Source organism: Spartinivicinus marinus, assembly GCF_026309355.1.
Lineage (GTDB): Bacteria > Pseudomonadota > Gammaproteobacteria > Pseudomonadales > Zooshikellaceae > Spartinivicinus > Spartinivicinus marinus.
In genome coordinates this window covers 2,413,146-2,433,623 of sequence record NZ_JAPJZK010000001.1, presented here as the reverse complement: position 1 = coordinate 2,433,623, position 20,478 = coordinate 2,413,146, and the positions used below count along the sequence as shown (strand labels likewise).

13 protein-coding genes are annotated in these 20,478 nt (G+C 37.2%); 11 read left to right on the top strand and 2 right to left on the bottom strand.

What is annotated here, in order from left to right; all coding sequences use genetic code 11:
* Positions 1-462 precede the first annotated feature (462 nt).
* The gene (locus OQE68_RS10900; protein ID WP_180566584.1) at positions 463-2,127 is read right to left on the bottom strand and encodes a ShlB/FhaC/HecB family hemolysin secretion/activation protein; all 1,665 of its coding nucleotides are present in this window, start codon (positions 2,125-2,127) and stop codon (positions 463-465) included.
* A 211-nt stretch (positions 2,128-2,338) separates the two neighbouring features.
* Between OQE68_RS10900 and OQE68_RS10895 the strand changes: the two genes are divergently transcribed.
* The 10 genes from OQE68_RS10895 (at position 2,339) to OQE68_RS10850 (ending at position 17,470) form a co-directional block, all read left to right on the top strand.
* Positions 2,339-5,998 carry a DUF2339 domain-containing protein gene (locus tag OQE68_RS10895; protein ID WP_180566583.1) on the top strand — a complete coding sequence of 1,220 codons (3,660 nt, stop codon included), beginning with the start codon at positions 2,339-2,341 and terminating at the stop codon, positions 5,996-5,998.
* Positions 5,999-6,233: 235 nt separating this feature from the next.
* Complete coding sequence (locus OQE68_RS10890) at positions 6,234-8,420, top strand: purple acid phosphatase family protein (protein WP_180566582.1); 2,187 nt, start codon at positions 6,234-6,236, stop codon at positions 8,418-8,420.
* Between the two features lie 84 nt (positions 8,421-8,504).
* Positions 8,505-9,716, top strand: a complete 1,212-nt coding sequence (locus tag OQE68_RS10885) for a HupE/UreJ family protein (protein ID WP_180566581.1) — start codon at positions 8,505-8,507, stop codon at positions 9,714-9,716.
* Between the two features lie 192 nt (positions 9,717-9,908).
* Positions 9,909-10,433 (top strand): GspH/FimT family pseudopilin, encoded by a 525-nt coding sequence (locus tag OQE68_RS10880; protein ID WP_180566687.1) that lies wholly within the window; start codon positions 9,909-9,911, stop codon positions 10,431-10,433.
* Positions 10,434-10,464: 31 nt separating this feature from the next.
* A complete protein-coding gene (gene pilV, locus OQE68_RS10875; RefSeq protein ID WP_180566580.1) occupies positions 10,465-11,061 on the top strand; it encodes a type IV pilus modification protein PilV in 597 nt (198 codons plus the stop codon).
* On the top strand, positions 11,058-11,870 hold the full coding sequence (locus OQE68_RS10870; RefSeq protein ID WP_180566686.1) for a PilW family protein: 813 nt from the start codon (positions 11,058-11,060) through the stop codon (positions 11,868-11,870). The genes pilV and OQE68_RS10870 overlap by 4 nt, the downstream gene beginning before the upstream one ends.
* 23 nt (positions 11,871-11,893) lie before the next feature.
* Positions 11,894-12,349 carry a pilus assembly PilX family protein gene (locus tag OQE68_RS10865; RefSeq protein ID WP_180566579.1) on the top strand — a complete coding sequence of 152 codons (456 nt, stop codon included), beginning with the start codon at positions 11,894-11,896 and terminating at the stop codon, positions 12,347-12,349.
* Between the two features lie 88 nt (positions 12,350-12,437).
* The gene (locus OQE68_RS10860) at positions 12,438-15,506 is read left to right on the top strand and encodes a pilus assembly protein (RefSeq protein WP_180566578.1); all 3,069 of its coding nucleotides are present in this window, start codon (positions 12,438-12,440) and stop codon (positions 15,504-15,506) included.
* A 44-nt stretch (positions 15,507-15,550) separates the two neighbouring features.
* A complete protein-coding gene (locus tag OQE68_RS10855) occupies positions 15,551-15,982 on the top strand; it encodes a type IV pilin protein (protein WP_180566685.1) in 432 nt (143 codons plus the stop codon).
* A 549-nt stretch (positions 15,983-16,531) separates the two neighbouring features.
* Positions 16,532-17,470: a pyridoxal-phosphate dependent enzyme gene (locus OQE68_RS10850; RefSeq protein ID WP_180566577.1), complete on the top strand. Its 939-nt coding sequence runs from the start codon at positions 16,532-16,534 to the stop codon at positions 17,468-17,470.
* 207 nt (positions 17,471-17,677) lie between these two features.
* Here the strand turns inward: OQE68_RS10850 and OQE68_RS10845 are convergent, their stop codons facing one another.
* On the bottom strand, positions 17,678-18,226 hold the full coding sequence (locus OQE68_RS10845; protein ID WP_180566576.1) for a gamma carbonic anhydrase family protein: 549 nt from the start codon (positions 18,224-18,226) through the stop codon (positions 17,678-17,680).
* Between the two features lie 147 nt (positions 18,227-18,373).
* Here OQE68_RS10845 and prlC point away from each other — a divergent pair, with 147 nt between their 5' ends.
* Positions 18,374-20,404 carry an oligopeptidase A gene (gene prlC / locus OQE68_RS10840; protein WP_180566575.1) on the top strand — a complete coding sequence of 677 codons (2,031 nt, stop codon included), beginning with the start codon at positions 18,374-18,376 and terminating at the stop codon, positions 20,402-20,404.
* Positions 20,405-20,478: the final 74 nt, after the last annotated feature.

Sequence of the window (20,478 nt, the reverse complement as noted above, 5' to 3'; positions counted from 1 at the left end):
AGATGTTTAACTTGATGGGAAGTATACTGATCATTTAATAAACGCGATAAAAGAAAAAAACTATATGTTTAATTAAGAAAAATAATGGTCAGAAAGCTGTCACATATAGATTTTGAATTGCTGGAAATCCATCAGATTGATAACAACTAAAAGTAAAAATTTGTTTTTATATAAGCAAATGTTAGGTTGTTTTAATAGCAAAAGTGAATTGATGTTATGCGAGAGATACTGAGAAAATACGGTTAAATCAATAATTTATAAGTGCAGATTCGCTGTGAGCTATGTTATAAAAAAATTATATTGTGATATCACGCACATATTATAAAGCTAACAAGCTGCTTAGCCCTATGAAAGATTTGTTGTTGTGACTATATCACTGAGTGAGCTAATCCAAATAATCTTACGCTGTAAATTAATATTTTTTTGGAATTAAAAAGTAGTGTTTGAATTTTCTTTATTTTTCTACCAATTAAGGGAAAATCTAATCAATGCATGCCAGCCCTCCTGATTAAAATTGTCTGGTTTTTTTAAAGAACGGGCTAGCTGGATATCAAGCTGAGAGGTTTGTTCCCAATTCAAGGTGATTCCTGTCGTGATACCAGCAAGTTCTCTAGCAGAGATGTCACCACTTTTAGCCACTCGACCAGTATCTAAACCAATATAAGGACGCCATTGAAGTTCTTTTGTAATCAAGCTAACCCAGGGGGCGTAAAGAGTGTTTTGCCAGTAAATTCCTTTACTGGCGCTGGCACTTTGATCTCTAAAACCTCTCACGGTATAGGGGTTGCCTATTTGTAATTGCTCGGTGCCTGGTAGCAGGTCGCGGCTGAATTGCCCTGAAAGCAGGCTAGTAAATTGCCAGTTATCTGAAAAAGCTTTAATCACATTGATACTGTAGCGCCATTTTTCAAACTGAGAGTCAGGAGGGTCTGTGTTATCACCACCGATAATGCCAAGCCCCTGGCTATAACCTAGCTCAGAAATCCACAGGGCTCCAAGCCCTATACGAAACCAGTTAATAGAAACGTCGGCAATTGTCAGGTCGTGACTACTAATAGTAAGCAGTAGAGTATCTACAAAATTTCTTATTTTTTTATGGGTTAATTGCCCAGCGAAACTGATTTTATTTTTTTGATCACGAAAAGCTACATAGTCTACTCTGCCGCCTTGCTCTCTGGTAAAGCCTGTTGCATCTAGCTCCACAGATAGGTCTTCAATGGGTGTTAGGTACTCAAACTCACTGGCAAATAAAGAGAAAGTCCAATACCCGTAGGGAACAGACCAACTTATAGACTTGCTTTCATTATCCTGTCGGGCAAACCAGAGTTGATGGCGCCAACTCAAAAATAAATTATCATTCAAACCAAACAGATTATCGTAGCTAAAGCCAACACTGCCAGACTCCCTGCCTTCACTGTAATTATCTCCGCTTATGTATAAATGCCATGGTTTTTCATCTGTGTTATTGACTACTAGCTTGCTAGTACCAAAGGTACTTCCTGGTGCTAAGTCAACAGTAACATCGTTAGAAGCTAGTCGATTAATTTGGTCAAGCCCTTGCTCTAAATCTCTAATATTGAAAGTATCTCTATATAATCCTGGAATAGCAGTATTAATATTAACAGGACTACCTTTTGCGTGGGTTACTTCAGAAATTTTTCCTTCTACAATGGGAATCACCAAGTTGATGTCATCATCTAGAACGGGCTTTAAAGGTCGACTGGTAATATAACCACCTTCAATATAAAAACGAGTGATATCTAGAAGTAGTTGATTGATTTTCTTTGCTGTCAGACAAGCGTTTTCATAATGGCTGGTTAGTTTTCGTTGTGCTTCGCTAGAAATAAGATCAACGTTTTGTAAATTCACTTTATTAACATTAATACATTGAATATCGTCGAACTGCTTTTCTTCTGGCTCATATTTAAGCTCCTGGCCTGGAGTGAACTGTTGTTTTTTCTTTATTTCTTCAGCCTTCTTTCGTTGTTCCTCATCTAAAAGTGGGTTTCTTACGCTAGTCATAGATGCAGGAAGATCAACAGCTAATACGCTTTGATATAAAAAGCAGTTGATGGATATCAAGTATGCTGATAGCTTATATCTTTTTGTTTTTATAATTGAATACATTACTTTTTTTTCTTATTAAATATTGTCTTGCTGGTGCTGAAATAGATGAATACTATTCCATTGGGGATAATGAGTAATTCAAATTGTAGTAAAGAAAAATTAACATGACACTTATAAGATAATCTCAAGTAAAGATTGGCGCGGTGGTTGCTGCACTATTGGGTTATACTTTTTTCCTACTGATATGGAAATCACATGATGACTGTAAACTATGGATGAATCAGCCTATCAAGCTGAAATAAACCAGTTGAAAAAGGAACTTGCTGAGTTGCAGGCTCAGTTTAGCAGTAGAGCCAGCCAGTTAGCAGCCAAGCTTGATTCCATTAGTATACAACTTGAACAAGGGCAATCTGACAGTTTGTCAGCTAAAAACCATGATGCTGCTCAAAGTCATTATAGTGATAGTGCTATTGAACAGGATAGTCAGTATCAAGTAGAACTGGAACTGGAAGATGTACAATTAGAAGAGCCGACTCAGGTTGGAATAGACGCATCCGAAGTTTCATCTGCATCATCTTTAGATGATCAGTATCAATATTTAGAACCCCAGCAAAACGTTGCTGAAGAACAGGCAACAGGGATATATCAGCAAGTAACACTTAGCTCAGAAGTAAACACAGATACATCCCAATCCACTGAGGAAAGATCAAATAAGTTCATTGATGCTCTTAACTGGTTGGTTTCTGCTGTAGTTTATATAGGCCCCTTGGCGCGATTAATTGAGCAAATCACCCTTATCTATAAACACTACCAAGAGCAAGGTAAAGCCCCTGTATTTTTAATGACAGCCGCAGGTATTACCACGCTGGTGATAGGCTTTGGCTATTTATTGCAGTATTCATTTACCGAGTTTTTACCCTTTTACGCAAAATTTGTAGTCTGTTATCTAGCAGGCATTGCAGTATCATCCCTTGGCTGCTGGCTTTGTATCAAAAAACCTGCATTTAGTGAATATGGTTCAAGCTTGATTGGCTTGGGAATTATTATTGACTATTTAGTTACTTATTTTATTGGTCCATATTTTGAAGTTGTTAGTGACTTAACCAGTTTTCTTATATTTGGTATTATTACATTAGTATCTTATGGGCTGGCCCTTATTTTTGAAACAAAAGTAGTCGCTACTGTAACCTTATTAGGAGGATCACTTTCACCAATTGTAACAGGTGAAAACATAGTTGTTGATCAAACTTTTGTTCTTTATTTATTTTTGCTGGCTGTAGCCAGCTTGCATCTTGCTTGCCGGATTAGCTGGCGTATACTGGCTAATATTACTTTATTTACAACATTAGGCTTGCTTGAATATGGAGGATATTTTTGGAATAACTTTAATCTGGCAAGCGTCTTCTTTCTGTTTGGCTTTTTCTATCTATTCGGTTATAACTGGAGTATAGAAAATAAACAATTTAAGTCATCGTTAGCACCATTCGATCTTATTGCTATAAACAGCATTTTATTTTACTTTGTTTATGCTTGTTTTAGTTTGCCTGCCAGCAATCTAGTAGCTGGTGTTATATTGTTGATAAATGCAGCCATAGTGGCCTTTTTATTTCAATATTTTAGCCTGAGAACTACTGTACTTGGTCCTGTTGTTTCATTAGTAGCCTCACTGCAATTAGCTTGCGCATTATTTGCCTTAATACCACTAAATTGGTTTGGTATCCTGTTGGGTGTTGAAGGTTTAGCTTTAGTTTACTTTGGCCATAATTACCAAGCTTACTATCTAAGAATTGAAGGCTATTTTCTTTATGCGATTGCACTAATAAAGCTAGTTGCAGATGTTATTTTTGCTGACTGGTTAAGTGAAAGCTTCCTGCTTATGGATGTGTTACTACCGTTGATGGGACTTATTGGCTTGCTTTGGGGATGCTTTAAACTTAATCAGCACTATCTTGATGAACAAAAATCATTTGAAAAAATTATTACAAATTATGCTAATGAAGGTGTCAGTCTAGCTGGCATTTGTACTTGGTTAATTGTGTGTTTTATTAGTAATTTAAATTGGTTGGCAATGAGTGCAGTACCTATTCTGGTTTGGTTGATGTGGCGTAACCGATACTATCAATTAAGGCTGACCGAATGGCTTGCTTATATAGTTCCTGTAATTAGTTTGATTACAGCGATTAATTTACTAAGCAGTTTTGGCGTAAATAATCAAATAACTTATTATTGGCTAGCGCAGCCAATGATAAGTTGGTTCAATTGGTTGTGTGTTATAGTCGCCTTCAGTTTAGTTAATCAGCTTAGTTTTGTTGACCAATTTAAGCTTAACTCAACAAAGTTGGTTAACCTTTATCAGGGGATAGCTTATGCAGTAATACCTGTGTTTTTGGCTTTAGATATTATTAGTTTATGTCTCAGCCATATTTTTACTGGCCAGTATCCAGTCATTGGTAGTCAATTATGGTATAATTTTGCAATTAATTTGATAATTATTAGTGCTTTTTTATATGTGCTGATTAATTACCTGAAGCCTGATAATGATAGTCTTTATAAGCAATACCGACTTATTTTATCTGAGCCATTAGCGATTGGCTTATCAGTGTTTTTCTTGTTGAGTGTGTCAGCACAGTATCAACTGGTTTGGTTGAATCTGGCAATTATTCCTTGGGCAGTATTACTTTTTGGATCTCTTAAGTTAAAACTAAAGGTAAGTGAACTTTTTGCTTGGTTGCATCCATTGTGTTTTATAATTGCTATTGTTAAAGGAGGGATACAAGTAGGCTCATTCCATTTTTCTGATCAAACATTACTGACTAAGATGGCATGGTTTGAGTTACTCTTTACTGGTTGGGCATTTCCTTTATTTTATAAATATGCTTCTACAGTAGAAGATAGCCGTTTAACTAAAGCAGCTGACACAGTAAGATTAATTGTTTATTTGCTAGTTCCATTTATTCCGCTTCCACATATTTATCGACATTATCCACAGTTTATTGTTAGTGCCTTTTGGATATCGTTAGTTATTTGTTGGTGTTTAAATCAGTTGTTAAAGATTAAACAGTTGGTTGTTGAGTTTTATATAATCTTTTATCTTGCTACTATTATTACTGTATTCAATGCTCTTGTAGCAGCAGTGACTGTATTTAGTATAACTACTTTGGTCAATATTATTATTACTTTACTCAGTGTAAGTTTGTTATTTTTAATAGAGCATCCTTTCACCATTAAGCGATTGAAGCAGTCAAAGTACCAGTTATCATATGGACTCGGTTATTATTTATTTTGCTTCTGTTTAACGGCACTAGTTTATGGGTTTACAAGTAGCTATGGTTTTGTAAATAACATAGCTGTGAGTTTACTACCTACATTGTTAGTTATGACTTATTGTTTGCTTCACCAGCCAGTATTTGCATTTATGCATGCTGTTTTCAAGTTAAACTATATTCTTATATTATTTCTGCTTATATTAATACCTAACCTTCTCACTACAAAGGTAGGTAGTGCTATTAGTATTATTATTTTGGTGCTCTATGGCTGTCTTGGTCTTTATATAACCCATAAACGCTGCTATCAAAATAAGATATTTTGGAAAAACTACCAAACATTTAATATTCAAATATGGGTGGGTCATGGCATTTTACTGCTTAGTTACTTGGCAATAATTAATTTGCTATTTGGTAATATTTTGGTTGTGGCTACAACAATAGCCTTGCTAGTACATGCACTTGTAATTTTATTTATGACACTGCAGGAATACTACAGAAATATTTTAAGGCTGTCATTACTATTGTTTGCTGCATGTACGGTGAAATTAGTCCTTTACGATATGCAAGATTATTCATTATTCCATAAAATGCTGGTTATGATAGCTGTTGGTACGATTTTACTGGTTGGTGCTTATCAGTTTCAGAAAATGAAAGAAGAGGCATAAATAAAGGGTATAAAGAGTAGCTGAGAATACACTAAGTTATTTTTTTTGCTTCTTGTTGGAAGCACTCTGCAAGAAATTTATCATCTAATTATAATTTTTACTTTTTACTAAAATGACGCATAATTGTCACTTGATTAACTTCTAGCTGTAATGCTGCTCTGCTAAATATGGTAGTTACACTAAGAATAAAAACTATAAAGTATCCAACTACGTCTGTTTAATAAAAGAGAGATATATGAAAAAATTACCATACAGAGTGATATCTGCAGGGATGGTGACTTTGTTGATATTGTTTTCCAAAATCTCTATGGCTTCAATTAAGCCTTACTTACAAAGCCCTACTGAAAGCTCTATTTGGATTTCTTGGAAAACGGTAAAAGGGGCTGAGTCATTAGTTGAGTATGGTTTGAATTCATCTGATTTAAACCAGAAAGCGACTGGTAACAATCAACTACTTGCTATTGGCTATCGATATCATGGGGTTCAACTTACTGGTTTGCAACCAGATACACTGTATCATTATCGAGTTAAAACAGGTGAAGAGTATTCAGCAGTATATCGTTTTAGAACACAGCCGAAGGTCGGTGAAAGATCCGGTCATTATCGTATTTTAGTAATGGGTGATCACCAAATTCGTAATCAAAATCGCTATGAGCAGTTAGTGAAAGCAGCTAAAAGTAAGTTAGAAGAAAAATACTCTATTCCTATTGAAGAAAGTATTAATTTAGTACTTAATGTTGGTGATCAGGTTGATGTGGGTACATTAGACCATTACGAAAATTTGCATTTTGCCCAGTCGGCAGCCATTTCACCTAATGTACCCATTATGACGACAGTAGGTAATCATGAATATTACTCTGATGGTAAGTTGAAGCACTATCGTGCACATTTTTTCTACGATGGCTTGAGCTATCAAGGTATTTCTGGTGCAACAAATGAAAGCTATTATGCCTATCAACAAGGTCGTTTATTGATCATTCACCTTAATAGTATGAAAACTGATTTTGCACAGAAAAATTGGTTGACTCAAGTGTTGAGTAAAGCAGATGTAGATAACAATGTTGATTGGATAATTAGTGTTATTCATCATCCTTACCAGGCAGAACAGTACATTGGCGATATTTCAAAAACCTTGCGAAATGAATGGATGGCACTTCTGTCCAGTACCAAAAAACACGTATTAAATATTAGTGGACATCATCATTTGTATGCCCGTGGTCAAACGCGTGAATGGCCCATTTATCATGTGATTTCTGGTGGTACTGCCTGGGATCAGTATTGGGGGCAATCTACGGAAGTGGATTATGATGATGTACAAAAAACCATTGCTAATTGGGCTTGGCAATTAATCGATATCAACTTGGCTACTAGGGAAATGACGGTAGAAACTTATGCTGAGGGCCATCCATTATTATACAAAACAAGAGGATTTCACTATAACAGTCGTCTGATTGATACCTTTCATCGCAAGCTAGATTTAGTAAAGCCAAACAGTCCAACCATTGTTAATAGTATTATCAATTCCATTAAGTTGCCATATACTTTTAAAAGCTCAGCATTTAGCAGTATTGAAGCAGAATCAATCAATAGCACTCAGTTTCAAATTGCTACTGACACTGAATTCAAACAGCTTAACATTGATAAAATACGGGATTTTGAAAATATTTATGGTGATACTGGTTCACCTGATTATGAGCCCGTAGATATTCACGCAGGGTTAGATATTTTAAGCTGGACAATCCCCGAGCGGGGTTTACCTAATGGTAGTTATTTTATCAGGGTAAGACATAGGGATAAAAATGTACAGTGGTCAGAGTGGTCTGCAGTTAAAACTTTTACTGTTACAGATAGTACTAATGGTGAGACGGTTATTAGCATAAATAAAACCAAATATCGCACAGGTGAGGCTGTAACGGTTACTTATAACAATGGGTATAGTAATACAAAAGACTGGATAGGTATTTATAAAAAGAACCAAGCACCAGGTTCAGTTTCATCCACACAATGGGCATATGCAAATCAAGCATCTGGGCAATTAACATTTAATGGTTTGGCTGATGGTGAGTATTATGTAGGATTTTTTGCTGACGATGGTTATAAGGAAATTGCTGATCGTGTTCATTTTTATATTGGGCCGGTAGTAGAACTTAAACTGGAACAAAGTGCCTTGAATGAGGGGGGGTCGGTTGTGGTGCGCTGGTCTGGATCGAATGGTAATAACAAGGATTGGATTGGTGTGTATCAGATGGGGGAAGTGCCTGGTGAGCAGGTTTCGAACCACTGGCGTTATACGCCAGCAACACTAGGGACAGTAAATTTTAAAGGATTAAGCCAAGGAAAATATTTTGTCGGTTTTTTTAGTAATGATGGTTATTTAGAGTTGTCTGAGCGAGTAGAGTTTTCAGTGGGGGAAGATCACTAGGAAATAGTAAACCCTGAGATACCAGAGATAAATATACAACAGCTCAGTTTACCCTAATTCAGTTTACTCTTAGTAGAAATAAGAATGATTAGAAATATAATAATTTTTAGTTTGCTTTGGGCTGTTTCCTTGATGGCTTCAGCTCATTTAAGTGGATTTACCGATACCTCTATTCAAATTGCTAAACCTGGGGTAAAAATTATTTATACCCTGCCGAGTGATAATCTTTTGGAGCTTGATTCTAGTAATAATAAAGCAGTTGCTCCACCATCAAGCTATATGCCCGCTATAATCAATGGTTGGGGAATTTTTACGAATAAACGTTCCTGCTTTTTGCGCAGTAGCATGGCGAAGGCATTACCAAAAATTGCTGCTTATCAGTATGTACTAAGTTATGAATGCCCCCAGGGTATGAATGAGATGTCCATTCGTTATAACTTGTTTGCTGAGCAGTGGCGTGGTCATCAGAACTATGCTCGAATTTTTATGGCGAATAACCGTATGCGAATGCGGTTTACTTTTGATAAAAAAACATTGTCTCTTCCAGTAAAACAATTGCTGAATGAATGGGGTAGGCCATTAACGACTACATTCTTTAACACTGACCCTCACAGTCAGTTACAGGTAGAGGGTTGGGGAGATCCTTTCAGTATAAAGGAAGCATCTGCTCAACAGATAACTGAGGCTGGTACTGTTAAAAAAACTATTCATGGACAAAACTACAGTAGTATTGATCCTTCTTTTATTTGGTTGGGTATGACACATATCTGGCAAGGTTTTGATCATGTATTATTTATTATCGGTTTGTTACTGATTCCTTGTGCATTCAAACAACTATTACTGTGGGTCACTTCATTTACCCTGGCACACTCGATTACTTTAGCACTGTCAGTATTAGGTGTGTTTTCAATTCCTCCCTCGATTACAGAGCCATTAATTGCACTAACAGTTGTAATACTCGGTATAGAAAATCTTTATTATTTATACCAACAACCGAAAGACGATCTAACATTTAAACAACGTTATCGCAATCGCTGGTGGGTTATATTCTGTTTTGGCTTGATACACGGCATAGGTTTTAGTTATTTGTTGCAAGAGTTAAGCGGTGGCGAAGACATATGGGGAAGGTTATTAATGTTTAATCTTGGTGTAGAGCTGGGGCAAATAGCTATAATCGTTTTATTATTAATTCCAATATATGCAATGTTTAAATGGAAATATGGTTTGAAGATAGGTGGTATCTCATCATTATTAACGAGTTTGGTGGGAGCTATATGGTTAATACAGCGAATTTAACCTAGCCAGAATTCCCTAATCTTTAATATCTGATGAAATAGTCGGGCAAGACTTCAAATTGGGTATATGGATGTTGCATTCAATTCTATCAAATAACTGAACTCACTTCACATAATGTAATAGTCAGTAATTTTCTTTCAAGTAATTAAGACTAACCTTAATTATAGGCATGACAACACATGGAATTGTGCTATGAAAAAGGAAATTTCTGGCTTTACTCTAGTAGAGCTACTTATCACGCTTACAGTGCTTTCTATTACGGTTAATTTTGTCGTTCCAAGCTTTGATAGCCTTATTCGCTCTTATAAATTAAGAGCTGAAACAAATAATCTAATTGCAAGCCTTTATCTTGCTAAAAGTGAAGCAATAAAACGCAACCAAACTATTACCATTGGTGTAGCAGGAGCTAAACAGAGTCGTTGGGAAGAGGGGTGGCAAATATACACAGATGTAGAAAAAAATGGTAATACTGATTTTAACCCAAGTGAAGATAAATTAATTAAAAAAATAGTAGATGTAAAACAAGGTATTTATATTGCCTCAAATTCACAGCAGAATAATTATATTAGCTTTAGACATAATGGCATGTTAGCTGGAGCACAGCGTCAGATTTCTTTCTATGTTTGTGGTATCAATGAAAATGATAAAAACAGAGAAGTGATGGTTAGTTTAATGGGACGTCCTTCAGTAAAAACAATTGGAAAATGTCCGGTGTAGACTTTATAAAAAATAATAGGATGGCTCGATTATGAAAAGCTTACACCATCAAAAACGATATCAACAAGGTGCTACATTTATAGAAATATTAATATCTATTTTTGTACTGGCTATAGGCTTGTTGGGGCAGGTAATGTTACAGTCTAAGGCTATGAATAGCACATTTGATTCATCGCAAAGATCACAAGCAATGTGGCTGGCTCAAGAAGTAGTTGAGCGGATTAGAGTAAACTCTATAGGGCTTGAGAAAGGGTATTATATAGAAGCAATTAACCAATATAATAATGGCTGTAAAAAACAAACCAAACCCAGCAAAATGTGTAGTGATTATAGCGATAACTCAGGAAAAACGTCAGGATCAAATTGTAATTCAGAGGAGCTTGCTTACTTTGATGCCTGGGAGTTAATGTGTGGTTATGATAATAACACAAGGTCCAATTTAAGTGATACACTGGCAAGTTTAACGGCAGAAATCACATGCGACAATGGAACAAAAACAACAAATTGTCCAAGTGGACTTTACCATGTAGAAGTTAGCTGGAATACTTCATTTAATAAAAAAATATCTTCTCAAAATAAGAACTATAAAAACCTCACTGGCAAAGTAATGATAGTGGTTAATTTATGAATAATAAAATAGGCGCTTTATATAAGCCATTAAAATCTAATCAGCAAGGACTTTCACTTATTGAATTAATGGTTGCAGTCTTGCTTGGTTTAATCTTAACTGCTGCAGTTTTACAAATTTTTCAGTCAATTAGCTTAACTTTTAAGCATAATGATCAACTGGCACGTATTCAAGAAAATGGACGATTTTCGTTAGCACTGCTTTCCCGAGATATTCATATGGCAGGTTACCGTAATCCAGATAAAGGTGAGCTATTAAATTATTTCTATGCAGATGAAACGAATGGGTGTAAAGCAACAGACAAGTTTTGTACAAATGACGGTGGACTTAATCAAAATGATCGTATTGCTGTTCAGTTGGAAGCAATAAATGAGACTGATTGTACAGGGCATAAGGTAGCTAGTGATAAAGTTGTAGTAAATGTATATTACCTGGAAGAACTAGATAATATATCAACACTACATTGCCGAGGTTTTGATCCTGATACCAAAACATGGCTGTCTGATCCTGCACCACTTATTGCTGGAATAGATGCATTTCAAATACTTTATGGAATTGCAGGAGATGATGGATATGTAACCCAATATATTAATGCTAATAGAGTAAACGACTGGTTGAAGGTTAGAGCTGTAAAAATTGGTATGCTAGTTAACTCTGGCGAAGACAATGGCTTTGCAGGAGTTAAAGAACGAAGTTATTCCATACTAGATAGCGGGGAACTCATATTTAAAGATAATAAAGTACGGTATATATACAGCACAACCTTTACTATTAATAACGCCAGTTTGGATATGATTGGAAGTATTTAACTAGCAATAAAGGACTATCAGCAATGAAAAATTCTATTAAATCACAACAAGGAGCTACTTTGGTTATATCACTTATTATGTTGTTATTATTTATGGTGATTAGTATCAGTGCTGTAAAATCAGCAAATGTTGAAGAGCGTATGGCTAGTAACTCTCAGTATGATATAGTTATATATCATACTGCCTATAGTGTACTTCAGCAGCATGTAACAAACTTAAAGCAAAATAATGAGCCTTTTGTTGAGGCATTATCAGCTAATAATAAAAAGCAAAAGCTCGTAGATAAGCTGTCGATAGAAAAGGTGGAACGTGACAGTGAGTTAGAATATTTATCAATGGGGGCGCCACCTCCCCAGTTTAGTTTAAGTAAAGATTATGCTGGTTATCGCTATAAGCTACAAACTAGAGCGAAGATAAAAAATATAGGTGCATTATCTACTCAAACAGTAGGGTTAATGCTAGCAGCACCAAAATCATAGTACTTAATTCATAAACTATTTTAAAAAGGTGTAAAAACTAATAGTTTTAAAAGCTAAAGGATAAAATAACTAAGGCCAGGAGAGGCTAATGAAATCGACTAACTTTAAACTACATTACCTAGCTCTTAGTGTAAGCTTAGTGACTACTAGTCTATCTGTGGCCGATGATACAGAAATATTTTTCAACAAAAATGATAATAATAAGATTAGGTCTAATGTGTTGTTACTATTAGATACATCTGGAAGTATGCGTGATCCTACTATAGTGCCACCTTACGCAGATTATAAGAAAAAATTTAAGATCGATAATGGAACTAACCCACATCGGCCACAGTATAATTCAAAAAAAAGAGACTACACATTAACTCGTTTGGAAGTGATTCAGGATGTTGCAGCTAATTTAGTTGAAATTACTAGTGGAATTAATATTAGCTTAGCTAGATTTGATGCCAAAGAGAAGGGGTATTTAAAAGGAAGTGAAGGCGGCTTTATTAATTTGGCAGCAGAAGAAGTTAGTAAAGCAAAATTAGCCTTTCAGGAAAAGGTTAACAAGTATAAACCAGCTGGTTGGACACCTTTAAGTGAGTCAATGCATGAAATGTTACAGTACTTTTCAGGAAGTTCTCTAGTCTATGGTAATAATAGTATACCTGATAAAAGTACACCCAATTCAAAAAGTGGCAATCAATATATATCCCCTATTAAGCATCAATGCCAGTATAATAATTTAATTGTGTTCACAGATGGTAAACCAACGAAAGATACATCTTCTAATGCTAAGACTAGAAGCCTTATTTCCAGTAGAAGTTTACCTAATGGCTTATATAAAAATTGTGGCTATAACAGCAATGAGCTTCCTAAAGGGAATGATGCGAGTGGGAGATGTATGGATGAACTCGCCTGGTATATGAAAAACACCGATATGGCAGACCAAATTGATGGTAAGCAAACGGTTTCTACATACACTATAGGAGGTTTTGGTTTGGGAGGAGATGCTGTTGAGCTATTAAAAAGCACTGCTCGTCATGGTGGTGGAAAGTATTACTCTGCTGATAATGTAGAGGGTTTACAAAAAGCACTAGATGATATTATTAGCCGAGTATTAGATATAAACACAACCTTTGTTACCCCTGCCGTTACCATTGACTCTTTTAATCGCTTACAAAATAGTGATGAAATCTATTACACATTATTCAGACCAGATAAAGGCCCTCGCTGGAGTGGTAATTTAAAACGCTTTAAATTGAATGATAACAATGATGTAGTTGATGTAAATGGAAAGAAAGCACTTAATAATGGTGGGTTTAGCAAAGATAGCCAAAGCTATTGGAGCACGGAAAAAGACGGTGCTGATATACTTAAAGGAGGCATGATTAGTCAGCTAGGGTTAAATCGCAATATATACACCTATACGGACTCTAATCCACCTAAAAATGTGTTACTCACTACGTCTGCTAATGAGTTTCATGAAAATAATAATAGTTTGACACTTGAACTAATGGGAGAAACTGATTCTGATAGTAGAAAAAGCAGCATTCAATGGGGAAGAGGGGTTGATATTTATGATTTAGATCAAGATGGTAAAAAAGATGATATTAACCAACGGATAGGCGATCCTTTGCATACCACGCCGAAAGTAATCAATTATTATAGTAATGCTAATAGTCAAACAAAAGATACCACAGTATTTTTTACTACCAATGAAGGTTTTTTACATGCTATAGATGCAGCAACAGGCAAAGAAGAGTTCAGTTTTATTCCTCAGGAGTTATTACCTAATATTACGGCTTATCGTCGTAATGAGGCCAAAGATAACCAGAAAAAATTATATGGTTTAGATGGCCCTATTGAGGTATGGCATTTAGATAAAAATAATGATAAAGATTTGTTGATAAGCAATAATGGTTCGGCTGATACTGGTGAGCATTTATATTTGTATTTAACTATGCGCCGGGGTGGTAATAATATTTATGCGCTAAACGTCACTAATCGTCAGTCACCTATTCTTGAGTGGGTTATCAAAGGAGATTTAGATAAGGATGGTAAGGCTGATGAAACAGGTGACTTTAGAGAGTTAGGGCAAACTTGGTCTAAACCAACTATCGCGAAAATAAAATGGAAAGGAGCGGATGAACTAAAGACAGTATTATTTTTTACTGCAGGCTACGACCCAAGCCAAGATGAAAAAACGACTATGGCTCCTGATCAAATTGGTCGAGCCATTTATGTGGTTGATCCTGAAACGGGTGAAAAGCTCTGGGAAGCATCAGCACAAGCTAGTGCTAATGAAAAATTAACAGAGATGAAATACAGCTTCCCTGCGAATTTATCGCTGGTTGATATTAATTCTAACGGAGCAGTTGATTATTTTTATGCAGTAGATATCAGTGGCCAAGTGTGGCGGTTTGATATTAATCAAAAAAATAGTGGTAGTAATAACTTTGCCAAAGGGCATCTATTAGCTAAGCTTGGTGAACCTACAGGCACTAGCATACGCCGTTTTTACTCTGCAGCTGACCCTTCATTAGTACAAAAGCGTGGATCAAATAATAGTTATATTGCGTTATCAGTTGGTTCTGGCTTTAGAGCTCATCCGCTTGATAAAACTAATGCTGATCGTTTTTACATGGTTAAGGACTATCGACCATTTGGACCAATTATTAGTGGCAGCTTAGTTACTGTAACCGAAGGTGACTTATATGATGCTACTGAAAATCTTATCCAAGATGGAATAGATGATAATGCAAAACAACAAGCTCGGGCTGAACTAAATGCTGCAAAAGGATGGTTTATCAGGCTAGAGCATGAAGGTGAAAAAGTACTAGGCGAATCGACTACTTATGCAGGTGTCTTATTGTTTACGACTCATCAACCCACTACTGCAAAACAAAGCAGCGATCCTTGTAAACCCTCTGCTGGCACTGGTTTACTTTATGCTGTTAATTTACAAGATGCGACAGCGGTAGTGCCTTCAGGTAATAGCAACGAACCGAATAAGAAAAAACGTCACTTTATATTAAAAAATGGTGGTATACCTGGCACGCCAGGTGTTATTCAAAGGGAAGGTGACCCAGTTGTTGCAGTGGGTACTGAAATTAATACAGATGCTTTAGAAGAACGAGATACTTTGTATAAAACTTTCTGGCGGGAAGAATAATTGTATTAAAGTGTTTGTTGATACCTGATATGGAATAACAGGGCATGAATATGGAAATTCAGTTTAGTAATAGCTCAGGCTATACATTGATTGAAGTATTAATAGTGGTGGTTATTTTGTCATTGCTAGCAACTGTTGCCGTACCAAGTTATCAAGAGCATATGCAGAGAACCAGGCGTGCTGATGGCAAAGCGATTTTACTTGAAGTCATGCAAGCTCAGGAGAGGTATTTTACAGAGAATATAAAATATACAACTAAGCTGATGGATTTGGATTACAACGCTGATACAGTAGAAAGCCATGAACAGTTTTATCTAGTTTCAGCAATGAGGTGTGATGTTACTCCGCCAATGTCCAATGATATTAATGAGTGTGTAAAGCTAGAGGCAAAACCAGTAGGAGCACAATCTACCGATGGAAGTCTGTTCATTGACAGTTATGGTAATCAACTACCACCTGATAAATGGAGTCGTTAATCAAAAGCAGTACTTCAAAGGATGGGGTAACGTACACATTATATACCCAAAGCGAAGGGTTTTTATACCCCTAGGAGGGTGTCGCAAAAGGTTATGAGCGAAGCAAAGACTAGGCAAAAATCGGCGAAAAAGCGGAGTTTATACTTAATAAATGAGCATTTTGAGTCGATTTTTAACGCAGCATTTGCAAGCGCAGTAGTTTTGCGACAGCCTCCTAGGGCACAGGGGTGAGGCCATCGAGTAACGAAGCCCCATGAGCCTATAGATAATAGGTGATTGGGGTGACAGTTAAATGCTCCATGCATTAACTGCATTCACACCATCCTTGGTGATTAGGAGCGACGATAACAAAACCTAAAAATCATTCGGGAAGGGTATAAGTCAATAGTGGCACAATCACTGTTAGTTTAGGGTAACTATGTTTATTATTTGTTCTTGTGACTGATGAAACTTATTATTTGCTGCAATTCACCTTTAAGGTAAATTTCGAGCTAGGTACTATAAACACTCCATTTCGTGCTATATTCGTTTCAAGCACAAGGAGTTTTTATGACTGAACAGCATTTCTCCCCTCTCCATTGGCAAACCCCTGTTATTCATCATCAGCGTTTGAGCCAGCAGGCGCAAAAACAAATTTTGCTGAAAATGGAATGCTGGCAACCAACAGCGTCTTTTAAAATTAGAGGTATTGGCTTAACTTGCCAGCATTATGCATCACAAGGTGTTAAACACTTTATTTGTGCTTCGGGTGGGAATGCTGGTTATGCTGTTGCTTATGCTGCTCGTCAATTGAAGATTCCTGCAACAATTGTCGTACCTGAAACGACAACTGAACATGCACGCGAGCTAATTGAAGAACAACTGGCCGAACTTGTTGTGGTTGGCAAAGTGTGGGATGAAGCCAATCAACACGCTTTGCAACTGACGGAAGAGCCTGATACTGCCTTGATCCATCCTTTTGATGACCCTTTGATATGGCAAGGTCACGCCTCAATAGTTACTGAGTTAAAACAGCAGATTGAAAAGCCAGATGCCATTGTGCTTTCGGTCGGTGGTGGTGGGTTGCTTAGTGGTGTAATTAAAGGCTTGATGATAGAGGGCTGGGAGGATGTGCCAGTTATAGCGGTTGAAACAGAAGGGGCTGCTTCATTTAATGCCGCAATGAAAGCAGGTGAACCTATTATGATAGATAAAATCAGTACGGTTGCTACTAGCCTGGGTGCAAGACAGGTGGCAAAGCAAGCAGTGAGTGCTGCAAATGAACATACCGTTCACTCTATTACAGTATCTGATCAGCAGGCAGTAGCAGCTTGTTTGGCATTTGCTAATCATCAGCAAGTGATAGTTGAGCCAGCTTGTGGTGCCACCCTATCCCCTATTTATTGTGTTGATGAAGTGCTGGAACCCTATGATAAGGTGGTGGCAATTGTTTGTGGGGGAATGACGATGGATTTTAGTACATTATGTGATTGGCACTATCATTTTTGAGGGTGTTGCAAATAAGGGTGTAGAAATTAAACTTAGTGTCCGACATGGAATAACAGGATATTCTTCCGCCGCTCTTGAAGTACCATCCTTGGCCCATCAAGAGCTAAAGCGACTTCCTTGTCGCAGCTACAAAACACCCTGTCACCCCATATCTGCTAGCTTTTTGCGACAGCCTAAGAGGGAGCTATGAAGTAAACGAGAGTTTATTTAACTCTGCGCTTGGTCCACTAGATATTGATTCTTCAGTTTCACATAGTTTTCAGCGCTGTATTTAAAATAAGACAGCTCTTGTTCAGTAAGGGCTCTTACTTGTTTGGCTGGGCTGCCTACATATAAATAACCACTTTCTAATGTTTTGCCTGGTGGTACCAAGCTGCCAGCACCAATAACGACTTGTGACTCAACTACTGCACCATCCATTACAGTTGCTTTCATGCCTACTAATACTTCATTGCCAATGGTGCAACCATGGAGCATTGCTAAGTGTCCAACAGTAACATCATCACCAATAATTAAAGGGTAACCGTCTGGGTTGTATGAGCTTGCATGGGTAATGTGCAATATAGAACCATCCTGAATACTGGTTCTGGCGCCAATTGAAATAGAGTGCATGTCACCACGAACTACTGCCTGAGGCCATATGGAGCAGTCTTCTCCAATGGTGACCTTACCTATAATAGTGGCAGTTGGATCGATCCATACTCTATCGGCTATTTCGGGACGATGACCTTGAAACTCGCGTATTGTGGTAGACATATCTTTTTATCCTTCAAGGGGGCGTAAAAGTCACAGCATTCACGACTCCCGCCACTGCTTATTGAATAATGAGCCAATCAAACCCATTGTATTCTTAAATGATTGTAATCTTTAAATAGTAGCTATCTTAGACTGATAAGGAACACCATGACTAACCCTCTGTTAAAAAGCCATGAACTGCCTCCCTTTAGCACCATTAAACCGGAGCATGTAGAGTCTGCCGTTGATCAATTAATCGTTGAAAATAAGCAAGCGATTGATGCCCTTGTTAAACAGGGTTCAGCTGTAAGTTGGGAGAGTGTGAATACGTCTCTGGAAAATATTAGTGATCGCTTGAATAAAGCGTGGTCTCCTGTAAGCCATATGAACTCAGTAGTTAATAGTCCAGAGCTAAGAGAAGCCTACAATAACTGTCTTCCCAAGTTAGCTGAATACGGTACCTGGATTGGTCAGCACCAAGGGCTGTTTAAAACTTATCAGGCATTGGCTGACTCTGAAGAATTTAAAACATTAGACGTTGCTCAGCAGAAAGTGATCACAAATGCATTAAGAGATTTCCGGTTATCTGGCATTGCTTTGGAAGGAGAAGCTAAGCAGCGTTATGGTGAGTTGAAAAAGCAGTTATCTGAAAAAACCAGTAAATTCTCAGACAATGTCTTAGATGCTACACATCACTGGGAAAAACACATAACTGATAAAAGTGAATTGGCTGGGCTGCCAGAGTCTGCATTAGAGGTTGCACAAGCAGCAGCTCAAGCAAAAGAGTTAACGGGTTATTTGCTAACCCTGGAATTCCCTAGCTATTTACCCGTGATGACGTATTGTGAAAATCGGCAATTGCGGCAGGAAATGTACACTGCTTTTTGCACAAAAGCCTCTGGTCAAGGACCAAATGCAGGTAAGTGGGATAACAGTTCATTAATAGACGACATTTTAACATTACGTCATGAGCTAGCTCAGCTATTAGGCTTTAATAATTATGCAGAGCTATCACTGGCAACCAAAATGGCTGAGTCACCAGAAGAGGTAATGGGCTTTTTAAATCAGCTGGCTGAAAAAACCTACCCTGTTGCTAAGCAAGAATTTGCAGAGTTAACAGAGTTTGCCAAACAACTGGATGGCATTGAACAACTTGAAGCTTGGGATGTGGCTTATTATGCTGAAAAATTAAAGCACTCTCGGTATGACATTTCTCAAGAACAGTTAAGACCCTATTTTCCTGCTGAAAAAGTGGTCTCAGGAATGTTCAAAGTAGTACACCAGTTGTTTGGCATTGAAATTGTTGAAGTTGAAGGCGTAGATAGCTGGCACAAAGACGTTAAGTTCTTCAATGTGACTCGTGATAATAACGTGGTAGGTAAGTTTTTCCTAGACCTTTATTCCAGAAGTAAAAAGCGCAGTGGTGCTTGGATGGATGAGTGTCAAGTAAGACGCAAAATAGGCGATAAAGTACAGACTCCTATTGCTTATTTAGTGTGTAACTTTACACCACCAGTAGGCGATAAGCCCGCGTTATTAACTCATGATGAAGTAACAACTCTGTTCCACGAATTTGGCCATGGGTTACATCATATGCTTACCCAAGTGGATTATATGGATGTTTCTGGTATTAATGGGGTGCCATGGGATGCAGTGGAACTACCCAGTCAATTTTTAGAAAACTGGTGCTGGGAAAAAGAAGCGCTAATGCTAATTTCTGGTCACTATCAAACAGGTGAGGTATTGCCAGATGAAATGCTTGATAAACTACTGACAGCAAAAAACTTTCAGTCAGGGATGATGATGGTACGACAGCTTGAGTTTGCTTTATTTGACTTTAAGCTACATCTAGAGCACCAACCAGGCATGGACGTGCAGAAAGTATTAAATGAGGTAAGACAGCAAGTAGCTGTTGTTCCTGCACCAGAGTTTAATCGCTTTCAAAACAGTTTTTCACATATATTTGCAGGTGGTTATGCTGCGGGTTATTACAGCTACAAATGGGCTGAAGTATTATCAGCAGATGCTTTTTCAAAGTTTGAGGAGCATGGTATCTTTGACCAAATCACAGGGCAGCAATTTTTGACCACTATTTTGGAAAAAGGTGGTTCAGAAGATGCCATGAAGTTGTTTGTGGATTTTCGTGGCCACAAACCTAGCATTGAGCCATTATTAAAACATAGTGGGATTACACAATGAGGCATAGCCAAAGTGAATGGCTTTTAGGGGCGGCCGTCAAGTGATGAGTCCTATGAGTTTATTTTTAATAAATG

Excerpts from the sequence above, each read along its gene's own strand:
- OQE68_RS10870 (WP_180566686.1), top strand. The coding sequence starts at position 11,058 with ATGAATAATAAAATAGGCGCTTTATATAAGCCATTAAAATCTAATCAG.
- OQE68_RS10880 (WP_180566687.1), top strand. The coding sequence starts at position 9,909 with ATGAAAAAGGAAATTTCTGGCTTTACTCTAGTAGAGCTACTTATCACG.
- OQE68_RS10865 (WP_180566579.1), top strand. The coding sequence starts at position 11,894 with ATGAAAAATTCTATTAAATCACAACAAGGAGCTACTTTGGTTATATCA.
- OQE68_RS10885 (WP_180566581.1), top strand. The coding sequence starts at position 8,505 with ATGATTAGAAATATAATAATTTTTAGTTTGCTTTGGGCTGTTTCCTTG.
- OQE68_RS10855 (WP_180566685.1), top strand. The coding sequence starts at position 15,551 with ATGAATATGGAAATTCAGTTTAGTAATAGCTCAGGCTATACATTGATT.
- OQE68_RS10850 (WP_180566577.1), top strand. The coding sequence starts at position 16,532 with ATGACTGAACAGCATTTCTCCCCTCTCCATTGGCAAACCCCTGTTATT.
- OQE68_RS10860 (WP_180566578.1), top strand. The coding sequence starts at position 12,438 with ATGAAATCGACTAACTTTAAACTACATTACCTAGCTCTTAGTGTAAGC.
- OQE68_RS10890 (WP_180566582.1), top strand. The coding sequence starts at position 6,234 with ATGAAAAAATTACCATACAGAGTGATATCTGCAGGGATGGTGACTTTG.
- OQE68_RS10895 (WP_180566583.1), top strand. The coding sequence starts at position 2,339 with ATGGATGAATCAGCCTATCAAGCTGAAATAAACCAGTTGAAAAAGGAA.
- OQE68_RS10845 (WP_180566576.1), bottom strand. The coding sequence starts at position 18,226 with ATGTCTACCACAATACGCGAGTTTCAAGGTCATCGTCCCGAAATAGCC.
- prlC (WP_180566575.1), top strand. The coding sequence starts at position 18,374 with ATGACTAACCCTCTGTTAAAAAGCCATGAACTGCCTCCCTTTAGCACC.
- OQE68_RS10900 (WP_180566584.1), bottom strand. The coding sequence starts at position 2,127 with ATGTATTCAATTATAAAAACAAAAAGATATAAGCTATCAGCATACTTG.
- pilV (WP_180566580.1), top strand. The coding sequence starts at position 10,465 with ATGAAAAGCTTACACCATCAAAAACGATATCAACAAGGTGCTACATTT.